Below are 11,505 nucleotides of genomic sequence, written 5' to 3' on the forward strand. Positions count from 1 at the left end.
TCGAAACCGGAGGTGATCATGACCGACCAGCGAATCGTGGTGATCGGCGCCGGCATGGTCGCCCAGAGGTTCGTCGAGGCGCTGGCCGACCGCGACGGATCCGCCGCCGTCACGGTCGTCGGCGAGGAGCCGCACGCGCCGTACGACCGGGTCGCCCTGACCAGCTATTTCACCGGCGGCGCGGATGCCCTCGCCCTGGGCGATCCCGGGCTGTGGAAGCGGCCGGGTGTGCAGTTGGTCAGCGGGGTCGCCGCGACGGCAATCGACCGCGATCGGCGTACCGTCACCCTCGCCGACGGACGCGAGCTGGGCTACGACGCGCTGGTCCTGGCGACCGGATCCCGGGCGTTCGTGCCGCCGGTCCCGGGCAGCGATCTGATCAACTCCTTCGTCTATCGCACGATCGACGACGTGCGCAGCATCGAGGCCTGCGTCCACGAGCTGGCGGCACGGCTCGACCGTCCGGTCCGCGGTGCGGTGATCGGCGGCGGGCTGCTCGGCCTGGAGGCGGCCGGCGCGCTGCGGGCGATGAACGCCGAGGCGGCCGTGATCGAGTTCGCGCCGCGGCTGATGCCGCTGCAGGTCGACGAGGGCGGCGGCGCCGAGCTGGCCCGGATCATCGCCGGACTCGGCGTGGACGTGCGGACCGGCACCGCCACCAAGCAGGTGCTCGCCGACGACGCGGGCGCGGTCCGCGCGCTCGACCTGGGCGAGGCCGAGCTCGACGCCGATCTGGTGATCTTCGCCACCGGGGTACGCCCGCGCGACGAGCTGGCCCGAGACGCCGGGCTGGCGATCGGCGAGCGCGGCGGCGCCGTGGTGGATGCCGGCTGCCGGACCAGCGACCCGGCGATCCTGGCCATCGGCGAGGTGGCCTGCATCGGCGGTGCCGTGTGGGGGCTGATCGCCCCGGGCAATGCGATGGCCGAGATCGCGGTCGACCGCCTGCTCGGCGGGCAGGGCACCTTCCCGGGTGCGGACACCTCGGCCAAGCTCAAGCTGCTCGGCGTCGACGTCGCCTCGTTCGGGGACGCGTTCGCGACGACCCCGGGCGCGCTGGAGGTGGTGCACGCCGATCCGGTCACCGGCCGCTACGGCAAGCTGGTCGTCTCCGACGACGCCCGGACGCTGCTGGGCGGGATCCTGGTCGGCGACGCGTCGGCGTACCCGACCCTGCGGCCGCTGCTCGGCACCGAACTCTCCGCGGACCCGTCGGCCTACCTGGTCGGCGGCACTGCCGCGCCGGGCTCCGAGCAGTTGCCCGATGCCGCCGCGGTCTGCTCGTGCAACAACGTGACCGCGGGCACGGTGCGCGCGGCGGTCAGCGAGCACGGCTGCACCGATCTGGCCGCGGTGAAGGGCTGCACGAAGGCGGGCACCAGTTGCGGGTCGTGCCTGCCGCTGGTCAAGAGGCTGGTGGAGACCGAGCTGGCGGCCGCCGGGATCGAGGTCTCCCGCGCGCTCTGCGAGCACTTCGCGCTGGGCCGGGCCGAGCTCTTCGAGGCGGTACGCCTGACCGGGCTCGGCACCTTCTCCGAGATCATCGCCCGACACGGCCGCGGCGGGCGCGGCTGCGACATCTGCAAACCGGTGGTCGCCTCGATCCTCGCCAGCCTCGGCAACGGGCACATCCTCTCCGGCGAACAGGGCGCGCTGCAGGACACCAACGACCACATGCTCGCCAACCTGCAGAAGGACGGCAGCTACTCGGTGGTGCCGCGCATCCCGGGCGGCGAGATCACCCCGGACGGGCTGATCACCATCGGCGAGGTGGCGCGCGAGTTCGGGCTCTACACCAAGATCACCGGCGGCCAGCGGATCGATCTGTTCGGGGCGCGGGTGGAGCAGTTGCCGCAGATCTGGCGGCGCCTGGTGGAGGCCGGCTTCGAATCGGGCCACGCCTACGGCAAGGCGCTGCGGACCGTGAAGTCCTGCGTCGGCTCGACCTGGTGTCGCTACGGCGTACAGGACTCGGTCGCGATGGCGATCCGGCTGGAGCTGCGCTACCGCGGACTGCGGGCGCCGCACAAGATCAAGCTGGGAGTCTCCGGCTGCGCCCGGGAGTGCGCCGAGGCGCGCGGCAAGGACGTCGGCGTGATCGCCACGGACAAGGGCTGGAATCTCTACCTGGGCGGCAATGGCGGCTTCTCGCCCAAGCACGCCCAGCTCTTCGCGGAGGACCTGGACGACGACGGGTTGATCACGCTGATCGACCGTTTCCTGATCTACTACGTGCGCACCGCCGACCGGTTGCAGCGCACCGCCGGCTGGCTGGAGTCGCTGGACGGCGGGCTGGACCGGTTGCGCGAGGTGATCGTCGACGACCGGCTCGGGGTGGCGGCCGATCTGGACGCCGCGATGGCCGCCCACGTCGCGGGCTATCGCGACGAGTGGGGCGAGGTGCTCGACGACCCGGACAAGTTGGCCCGGTTCGGATCCTTCGTCAATGCGGCGCAGACGCCCGATCCCGATCTTGCCTATGTCGGCGAGCGCGGTCAGCGGCGGCCGGCGACCCCGGCCGAGCGCGCCGCGGCGGCCTCCGGCGGGCTGCAGTTGATCACGCCCGATCGCGAACCCGTACTGATCTCGGATTCCCGGCTCCCCACCCGCAGGAAGGACCCGCAATGACCACCACCGAGCTCCACCACCGGCACACCTCCGCCCTCCCCGCCTGGACCACGGTCTGCACGGTCGCGCGGCTGCCCGTCGAGCGCGGGGTCGCCGCACTCGTCGCCGGCCGACAGGTGGCGATCTTCCGGCTGCACGACGACCGGGTGTTCGCCGTCGGCCACCGCGACCCGTTCACCGGGGTGAACGTGATCGCCCGCGGCATCGTCGGCTCCGCGCGGATCGGCGACGAGCTGGTGCCGACGGTCGCCTCCCCGCTGCACAAGCAGGTGTTCGATCTGCGTACCGGCGAGTGCCTGAGCGAGCCCGGCGTCGAGCTGGGCCGCTGGGACGTCCGGGTGCGCGAGGAGTGGGTGCAGGTACGCCCGGCCGTCGCGATCCCCCGCGCCGAGGTCGCCTGATGCCCGGGACGGGCCGCGTCGTGCTGGTCGGCGGCGGCCCGGGCGCGGACGACCTGATCACGGTCCGCGGCCTGCGGGCGTTGCAGTCCGCCGACGTGGTCGTCGCCGACCGGCTGGCCCCGCGCGGGCTGCTGGTCGGCCTGCGCGCGGAGATCATCGACGTCGGCAAGACGCCCTACCATCACCCCGTGCCGCAGGCCGAGATCAACGCGCTGCTGGTCGACCACGCCCGGGCCGGGCGCGCGGTCGTCCGGCTGAAGGGCGGCGACCCGTTCCTGCTCGGCCGCGGCGGCGAGGAGGTCGCGGCCTGCCGCGCCGCCGGCGTCGAGGTCGAGGTAGTGCCCGGGGTGAGCTCGGCCATCGCCGCACCCGCCGCCGCCGGCATCCCGGTCACCCACCGCGGGGTCGCCCAGGGGCTGTTGGTCATCTCCGGACACGACGAGCTGTCGCCCGCATTCCTCGCCGCGTGGCCACACACGCTGGTCGTACTGATGGGCATGGCGCGGTTGGCGGAGCTGACCGCCGGGTTGCTGCGGGCGGGCAAACCCGCCGCCACGCCCGCCGCCGTCGTGCAGCGCGCCTGGGGCGCCGGGCAGCGGGTGGTCCGAGCCCCGCTCGCCGAACTGCCCGCGCGGGTCACGAAGACGCAACTGGCCAACCCCGCGGTGATCGTGATCGGCCCGGTGGCCGCACTGGGCGCCGAGCTGGGCGAGGTGGTCGATGCAGCCGTCGCCTGATCAGCTCTCCGGCTGCCGCGTGGTCCTCACCGCGCAGCGCCGGGCCGCCGAGTTCGCCGCAGCCCTGGAGCGCCGGGGCGCGTCGGTACTGCACGCCCCGACCCTTTCGGTGGTGCCGCACGTCGACGACAGCGAGCTCTTCCGGCGTACCACCGAACTGATCGAGAAGCCGCCGGATGTCACCGTGATCACCACCGGCGTCGGCTTTCGCGGTTGGCTGGAGGCGGCCGACGCCGCGGGGGTGGCGACCCCACTCCTCCGTGTGCTCGGGCAGTCGCGGCTGATCGCGCGCGGACCCAAGGCGCGCGGGGCCCTGCAGGCCGCCGGGCTGACCGCGGACTGGGTCGCCGAGTCCGAGACCAGCGCCGAGATCGCCGACCTGCTGCTGAGTGAGGGGGTGGCCGGTCAGCGGATCGCCATCCAGCACCACGGGTCCGGCGCGGACGGCCTCGACGAGGCCTTCGCGACCGCCTGTGCCGAGGTCTGCTCGCTGGTCGTCTACCGCTGGGGGCCGGCGCCCGACCCGGCTGCGGTCGCCGAGAGCGTGCGGCTCGTCGCCCGTCGCGAATGCGATGCCGTCGCCTTCACCTCCGCCCCCGGCGTCGCGGCCTTCCTCGACGCCGCCACCGAGCAGCGGGTGCTGGCCGAGGTCGCGCAGGCCTTCGCCGACGAGGACGGGGTCCTGGCCGCGGCGGTCGGCGTGATCACCGCCGGGCCGCTGCTCGAGCTCGGCGTGCAACCCCTGGTGCCCGACCGTTTCCGGCTCGGCGCGCTGGTCCGCGGCATCGTCCGCGAGCTCGGCGAGCGGCGCGGGCTGCGGCTGCTCACCTGCGGCGGCGAGCTGCGGCTGCTGCGCGGCGCGGCGCTGCTGGACGGCGAGGTGTTGCCGCTCTCGCCCGCCAGCCTCGCCGTGCTGCGGGTGCTCGCCGAGGCGGGCGGCGCCGTCGTGCACCGCGACGACATCCTGCGCGCCCTCCCGGGCAGCTCCGTCGACCCGCACGCCGCCGAGATGGCGGTGGCGCGGTTGCGCGGCACCCTGGCGCCGAGCGACCTGGTGCGTACCGTCATCCGCCGCGGCTACCGGCTGGCCGTGCCCGCGGCGTCCGTCGCCCGCTGAGCGCCGCTCCCGCGCGCCCGGTCCGCGTCCCAGCAACTGGCGGATGCGGTCAACCGTGGTTGAGCACCTACGATGGACGTTGCTCCGAAATTCGGGACGCCGCCGTTGCGGAAACCGGCGTGGCGTAGATGCGAAAGGCCAACGGGTGACAGCAGTCAAGAACCTCGACCGGGTCGTGATCCGGTTCGCCGGCGACTCCGGCGACGGCATGCAGCTCACCGGCGACCGGTTCACCGCGGACTCGGCGTTGTTCGGCAACGACATCTCCACCCTGCCGAACTTCCCAGCCGAGATCCGCGCCCCCGCCGGCACGCTGCCCGGCGTGTCCAGCTTCCAGTTGCACTTCGCCAATTACGACATCCTCACCCCCGGCGATCGGCCGGACGTGCTGGTCGCGATGAACCCGGCGGCGCTCAAGGCGAACCTGTCCGATCTGCCGCGCGGCGGGCTGATCATCGCCGACAGCGCGGAGTTCACCAAGCGCAATCTGCAGAAGGTGGGGTACGCCGAGAGCCCGCTGGAGGACGGCTCGCTGGAGGCCTACCAGGTGCACGCGCTGGACCTGACCGGGATGACCGTCGAGGCCGTGAAGGACTTCGGCCTGTCCCGCAAGGACGCCTCGCGCGCCAAGAACATGTTCGCGCTCGGGCTGTTGAGCTGGCTCTACCACCGACCCGTGGAGTCGACGCTGGAGTTCTTGTCGACGAAGTTCGCCAACAAGCCCGATATCCGCGACGCCAACCTCACCGCCTTCCGGACCGGCCATGCCTATGGCGAGACGACCGAGACCTTCGCGGTCACCTACCAGGTCGACCCGGCGCCGATGCCGACCGGCACCTACCGTCAGATCACCGGCAACACGGCGCTGGCCTACGGCCTGATCACGGGCGCGCACAAGGCGGGGCTGCCGCTGTTCCTCGGTGCGTACCCGATCACGCCGGCCTCCGACGTCTTGCACGAATTGTCCAAGCACAAGGCGTTCGGGGTGACGACCTTCCAGGCCGAGGACGAGATCGCCGCGGTCGGCGCGGCGCTCGGCGCGAGCTTCGCGGGACACCTGGGAGTCACCACATCCTCCGGCCCGGGCGTGTCGCTGAAGATGGAGACGATCAGCCTCGGCGTGATGACCGAGCTGCCCATGATCATCTGCGATGTGCAGCGCGCCGGCCCGTCGACGGGCATGCCGACCAAGACCGAGCAGGCGGACCTGCTGCAGGTGCTCTACGGCCGCAACGGCGAGGCGCCGGTGCCGGTGCTGGCGGCGCAGACCCCGAGCGACTGCTTCGACACGGCGGTGGAGGCGGCGCGCTGGGCGATCAAGTACCGCACCCCGGTCGTCGTGCTCTCCGACGGCTATCTCGCCAACGGAGCGGAGCCGTGGGAGGTGCCGAATCTGGCGGCGATCGAGCCGATCGATCCGGGCTTCGCGACCGAGCCGAACGGCACCGCGACGGACGCCAAGGGCAACGAGAAGCCGACCTTCCTGCCGTACCGGCGCGACGAGGAGACGCTGGCGCGGCCGTGGGCGATCCCGGGGACGGCCGGGCTGGAGCACCGGCTCGGCGGCATCGAGAAGGCCGACGGCACCGGCAACGTGTCCTACGATCCGGCCAATCACGAGAAGATGATCAACCTGAGGCAGGCCAAGATCGACGGCATCGTGCGCGAGATCCCCGATCTCGAGGTCGACGATCCGGACGGCAAGGCGCGGCTGCTGGTGCTGGGCTGGGGTTCGTCCTACGGCCCGATCGCGGCGGCGGTACGCCGGGTGCGCAATGCCGGCGGGCACATCGCGCAGACGCACCTGCGGCACCTGAACCCGTTCCCGGCCAACCTCGGCGAGGTGCTGCGGCGCTACGACAAGGTGATCGTGCCCGAGATGAACCTCGGCCAGTTGGCGATGCTGCTGCGCGCGAAGTACCTGGTGGACGTGCAGTCCTATTCGCGGGTACGCGGCCTGCCGATCTCGCTGGCCGAGCTCGCCCACGACCTGCTGGAGCTGGTCCGCGACGAGGTCGGACCCGTGCCGGAGGAGTCCGAACTGGCCGCGGAGCCGGAGCAGCACGGCCAACACGAAGTCGTCTTCGATCATGGGAGGCAGCAGTGACCGAGGTGATCACGAACGGTTCGACGGCCGGCCCGCGCGGGCTGGCGGGCGTACCCCTGGCCCTGGAACCGCTGAACCGCAAGGACTTCACCTCCGACCAGGAGGTGCGCTGGTGCCCCGGGTGCGGCGACTATGCCGTGCTCGCGGCGTTCCAGGGGTTCATGCCGCAGATCGGCATCCGCAAGGAGAACACCGTGATCGTGTCGGGCATCGGCTGCTCGTCGCGCTTCCCCTACTACGTGGACTCCTACGGGATGCACTCGATCCACGGCCGCGCGCCCGCGATCGCCACCGGCATCGCCACCGCGCGCGAGGACCTCGGCGTGTGGGTGATCACCGGCGACGGCGACGCCCTGTCGATCGGCGGCAATCACCTGATCCACGCACTGCGCCGCAATGTGAACTTCACGATCCTGCTGTTCAACAACCGGATCTACGGGCTGACCAAGGGGCAGTACTCGCCGACATCGGAGGTCGGCAAGATCACCAAGTCGACGCCGATGGGCTCGCTGGATGCGCCGTTCAACCCGGTGTCGCTGGCGCTCGGGGCCGAGGCCAGCTTCGTCGCCCGGACCATCGACTCCGACCGGGCGCACCTGACCGAGGTGTTGACCGCCGCCGCGGAGCATCGCGGCGCCGCGCTGGTGGAGATCTACCAGAACTGCCCGATCTTCAACGACGGCGCGTTCGACGCGATCAAGGACAAGGACACCGCGCCGCAGGCGATCATCCCGCTCAAGCACGGCGAGAAGGTGATCTTCGGCGCCGGCGAGCTCGGACTGGTACGGGACCCGGTCAGCGGGGAGTTCTCGGTGGCCAAGGTGGCCGAGGTCGGCGAGGACGCCATCGTCGTCCACGACGCTCATCGCGACGACCCGTCGTATGCCTTCGCGCTGTCCCGGTTGACCGATGCCGGCGTGCTGAACCGCACCCCGATCGGCATCTTCCGCGATGTTCCCCGGGCCACCTACGACGACCTCGCCCGCGAGCAGATCCGGACCGCCCAGGGCGAGCGCCGCGAGGGCGAGCCGTCGGGTGCAGACACCGAGCTGCAGGCCCTCCTCGCCGGCCGGGACACCTGGACCGTCGCCTGACCTGGTCCCCACGCCACCCCACGCCACCCCCCGATTTGTGTCGTCAGTTATCGCCGCCTGACGGGACCGTCAGGCGGCGATAACTGACGACACAAATCAAGCCCGGGGAAACGGGCTGTGGACAACCCCGCCAGCCGCTGGTTCAGGCGTCGGCGCGGCGGCAGGATCGAGGCATGCCGAGTCCCGAGCCCTTGCCGCGGGCCCTGCGCGGGCGGGCATTCACGCTGGCCGATGCCGCGGCGTACCCCGTGACCGAGAAGCGACTCCGGGCCAGCGATCTGCAATCGCCCAGCCGCGACATCCGAGCGCCGGCGGGCGAGCTTCCCCTCGCCGAGCACGCCCGTGCCGTGCTCGCTCTCACCCCCGATGGATGGGTCTCCCATGCCAGCGCCGGACAGCTCCACGGCTTCTGGCTGCCGACGAGGTTAGCCTCGGACTCCACCCTCCACATCAGCCGCGGCAACACCTGCGAGCCGGCGCGCCGGCGACGCGTGCGCGGCCACGCCGCCCGCGTGACGGAGGAGGAGATCACCACCGTCGGCGGCCTGCGCATTGCCACCCGGGCCCGCGCCTGGTTCGAGCTGCTACCCGCACTCACCCTCGCCGAGGCGGTGATCATCGGGGATCAACTGATCCGGCGGCCGCGGCGCAATCTGGATGCCCACCTCGAACCGTGGTGCGCGCGGGAGGACCTGGGCCACATCCTGGAGCTGAACGAGTGGCGGGCCGGGGTCGTCCTCGGCCGCGAGGCACATGCCCTGGTCCGCCAGGGGTCGGATTCACCGCCGGAGACGCGCCTGCGGCTCGCGATCATCGAGGCCGGACTGCCCGAACCACAGACGCAGCTCCGGCTCGATCCCGACGACCCCCACTCCCCCGAGGCCGATCTGGGATATCGCCGGGAGCGGATCGCCCTGCAGTACGAGGGCGCGCACCACCGCGACGGCGCACAGCTCAGCAGCGACATCCGCCGCGACGAGGCCTGGGTCGGCGGCGGCTGGCGCGTCCTGCGGGCCGACGCCGGCGACCAGCGCACCGACTTCGTCCGGGTCACGACACTGCTCCGCCGGCTGCTCGCCGCGCGCGCCGCCTGACCCGCCCGATCCCTTCGTGAGGTATCGCCGCCCGGACACGCGTGCGGCGGGCGATAACTGACGACACGATGGGGGCGTGGCAAAGCAGACACCGGCAGCTCCGGCGGAGTCCGGCGCGGGGGTGCTGGCGGCGATCGGGGCGTACGCCATCTGGGGGCTCGTCCCGCTGTTCTGGCCGCTGCTGAATCGCAGCCAGGCCGTCGAGCTGCTCGCGCACCGGATCGTCTGGGCCTTCGTCGTCGCCGCGTTGATCGCGTTGATCATCGCCCGCCGGCCGCTGCTGCGTACCCTCCGCAATCGTCGCGCCATGCTCTTGCTGTCGGCGGCCGCGGTGGTGATCTCGGTCAACTGGGGCGTCTACATCTGGGCGGTCACCCACGCCGAGGTCGTGCAGGCCTCGCTCGGCTACTACATCAACCCGATCCTGTCGATCCTCGCCGGCGTGCTCGTGCTGCGCGAGCGCCTCGCCCCGGCACAGTGGGCCGCGATCGGGCTGGCCTTCGCGGCGGTGATTGTGCTGACCATCGACTACGGCCACCCGCCGTGGATCGCGCTCACCCTGGCCACCAGCTTCGCCACCTACGGCGTACTCAAGAAGTTCGCCCCCGCCGACCCGATCGTCACGCTGGTGATCGAATCGGGTGTCGTGCTGATCCCGGCAACCGCCTACCTCGGCTGGCTCGCCGCCCGCGGCGTCGGCAGCTTCGGCACGCTCGGCCCGGGCTACGACGCACTGCTGATCTGCGCCGGCGTGGTCACGGTGATCCCGCTGCTGTGTTTCGCCTGGGCCGCGCCGCGGATCCGACTCTCCACGATGGGGATGACCCAGTACCTCGCCCCCACCCTGCAGTTCATCCTCGGCGTCGCGTGGTTCGGCGAGCCGATGAGCCCGGCACGCTGGGCGGGATTCGTACTGGTCTGGATCGCGCTCTCCCTACTCACCGGGTACGCCATCGTGGTCCGCCGCCGCGCCCGGAAGGCCCGCGCCGGATAGGCTGGCGGCCGGTCCGCCGACCCGGCGGGCAGAGCAGGCCGCAACCAGACCCAGGACGGAACGAGATGTCGGACCAGCCGCGCCGGGCCGCGGAGCCCGAGGACGAGTCGGTGACCGCGACCAACGCGCGCGGCATGGGCTATGACCCGCGAGTGCTGGACGACCCCGGCCCCCTGGACGACCCCGGCCCCCTGGACGACCCGGGCCCCCTGGACGATCCCGACGCCACCCGCGCGCTCGACCCCGACGCCACCCGGGCGCTGGGCGCTCCGGTGCCGCCGCCGGCGTCCGCGCGCCGGCTCGGCTTCGATCCCGATGACGACGCCTTCGAGCTGGCCGAGGAGGACGAGGAGGAGAGTCCGCGGCGCAACGTCGTCGGCTGGGTGATCGTCGGCGTGCTGGCGCTGGTGGTCGCGGTCGGCGTCTTCTTCGTCGGCCGGAACCTGATCGGCCCCGCCGACCAGTCGATCAAGCCGGACCGGTTCGTCGAGTCCTACCTGCAGGCATTGGCACGCGGCGATGCCGCCGGCGCGCTGGCCCATGCCTCCGCCCCGCCGCCGGACGGCCGGCTGCTCACCCCGGAGGTGCTGGCCGACTCGCTGAACCGCGCGCCGATCACCGACATCGCCGTGGTCGCCAGCGACGACACCCGCGTCCAGGTGGACTACAGGCTCGGGGGCGAGCCGGTCTCCGGCGTCTTCGATGTCGCCAAGATCGATGGTCGCTGGACCATGCCGCAGGCCTGGGCGACGCTGGAGTCACCCGAGGCCGACCTGAACATGCCGTTCCTGATCAACGGCGCCCGGCTCGACGGACCGGGCAACTACCCGATCTTCCCCGGCTCCTACCTGGTCACCTCGACGACCGACGCGCTGCAGATCGATCATCGTTTCCGGGTCACCGACAATCGTCCTGATCAACGCCTCGGCCAGGTGCCACTGGCGCTGACCGAAGCGGGACGGCGCGACGCGCTGGTGCAGATCCGCAAGGGCATCGACCGCTGCATCGGCAGCAACGAGTTGAAGCCGAAGAACTGCCCGTACGCGATGAAGGACACCACCACCAGCGGCCAGGAGATCATCCCGGACTCCGTGCGGACCGAGCTCACCAACGATCCGCTGAAGGGTGTCCAGGTACGCACGGAGGACGGCGCACCGGTGGCCCTGGCCGATCTGACGATCACCTACACCCTGGACGGCAGCGTCCGCGACTCCGGCGAGGAGATCCCGTTGGACACGCAGGACTTCACGGTGGAGACGACGGCGATCGTCAGCTACGACCAGGACCCGCCGAGCATCGGCTGGACGAACCGCTGAGTCTGCCCGCGAGACGC

General features: G+C 71.9%; 9 protein-coding genes. All 9 read left to right on the forward strand.

The features are described from left to right. Positions 1–18 precede the first annotated feature (18 nt). The 9 genes from nirB (at position 19) to GGQ54_RS05770 (ending at position 11,488) form a co-directional block, all read left to right on the forward strand. Positions 19–2,628 carry a nitrite reductase large subunit NirB gene (nirB, locus tag GGQ54_RS05730; RefSeq protein ID WP_179444519.1) on the forward strand — a complete coding sequence of 870 codons (2,610 nt, stop codon included), beginning with the start codon at positions 19–21 and terminating at the stop codon, positions 2,626–2,628. Continuing rightward, a complete protein-coding gene (gene nirD, locus GGQ54_RS05735) occupies positions 2,625–3,029 on the forward strand; it encodes a nitrite reductase small subunit NirD (RefSeq protein ID WP_179444520.1) in 405 nt (134 codons plus the stop codon). The genes nirB and nirD overlap by 4 nt, the downstream gene beginning before the upstream one ends. Continuing rightward, positions 3,029–3,766 (forward strand): uroporphyrinogen-III C-methyltransferase, encoded by a 738-nt coding sequence (cobA, locus tag GGQ54_RS05740; RefSeq protein ID WP_179444521.1) that lies wholly within the window; start codon positions 3,029–3,031, stop codon positions 3,764–3,766. Before nirD ends, cobA begins: the two co-directional genes overlap by 1 nt. Next, entirely contained in the window at positions 3,750–4,883 is a 1,134-nt protein-coding gene (locus GGQ54_RS05745; RefSeq protein WP_179444522.1) for a uroporphyrinogen-III synthase, read from the forward strand. Before cobA ends, GGQ54_RS05745 begins: the two co-directional genes overlap by 17 nt. A 145-nt stretch (positions 4,884–5,028) precedes the next feature. Continuing rightward, entirely contained in the window at positions 5,029–6,990 is a 1,962-nt protein-coding gene (locus tag GGQ54_RS05750) for a 2-oxoacid:acceptor oxidoreductase subunit alpha (protein WP_343045863.1), read from the forward strand. Beyond that, a complete protein-coding gene (locus GGQ54_RS05755; RefSeq protein WP_179444524.1) occupies positions 6,987–8,084 on the forward strand; it encodes a 2-oxoacid:ferredoxin oxidoreductase subunit beta in 1,098 nt (365 codons plus the stop codon). Before GGQ54_RS05750 ends, GGQ54_RS05755 begins: the two co-directional genes overlap by 4 nt. 173 nt (positions 8,085–8,257) lie before the next feature. Beyond that, positions 8,258–9,178, forward strand: coding sequence for a hypothetical protein (locus GGQ54_RS05760; protein ID WP_179444525.1), 921 nt, complete (start codon positions 8,258–8,260; stop codon positions 9,176–9,178). 76 nt (positions 9,179–9,254) lie between these two features. Further along, on the forward strand, positions 9,255–10,172 hold the full coding sequence (gene rarD, locus GGQ54_RS05765) for an EamA family transporter RarD (protein WP_179444526.1): 918 nt from the start codon (positions 9,255–9,257) through the stop codon (positions 10,170–10,172). A 65-nt stretch (positions 10,173–10,237) separates the two neighbouring features. Next, positions 10,238–11,488, forward strand: coding sequence for a hypothetical protein (locus tag GGQ54_RS05770; protein WP_179444527.1), 1,251 nt, complete (start codon positions 10,238–10,240; stop codon positions 11,486–11,488). The last annotated feature ends 17 nt before the right edge of the window (positions 11,489–11,505 follow it).

Source organism: Naumannella cuiyingiana (assembly GCF_013408305.1).
GTDB classification, from domain to species: Bacteria; Actinomycetota; Actinomycetes; order Propionibacteriales; family Propionibacteriaceae; genus Naumannella; species Naumannella cuiyingiana.

What these genes read in the sequence shown, in the direction of transcription:
- nirB (WP_179444519.1), top strand. Translation starts at nt 19, where the DNA reads ATGACCGACCAGCGAATCGTGGTGATCGGCGCCGGCATGGTCGCCCAG.
- nirD (WP_179444520.1), top strand. Translation starts at nt 2,625, where the DNA reads ATGACCACCACCGAGCTCCACCACCGGCACACCTCCGCCCTCCCCGCC.
- cobA (WP_179444521.1), top strand. Translation starts at nt 3,029, where the DNA reads ATGCCCGGGACGGGCCGCGTCGTGCTGGTCGGCGGCGGCCCGGGCGCG.
- GGQ54_RS05745 (WP_179444522.1), top strand. Translation starts at nt 3,750, where the DNA reads ATGCAGCCGTCGCCTGATCAGCTCTCCGGCTGCCGCGTGGTCCTCACC.
- GGQ54_RS05760 (WP_179444525.1), top strand. Translation starts at nt 8,258, where the DNA reads ATGCCGAGTCCCGAGCCCTTGCCGCGGGCCCTGCGCGGGCGGGCATTC.
- GGQ54_RS05770 (WP_179444527.1), top strand. Translation starts at nt 10,238, where the DNA reads ATGTCGGACCAGCCGCGCCGGGCCGCGGAGCCCGAGGACGAGTCGGTG.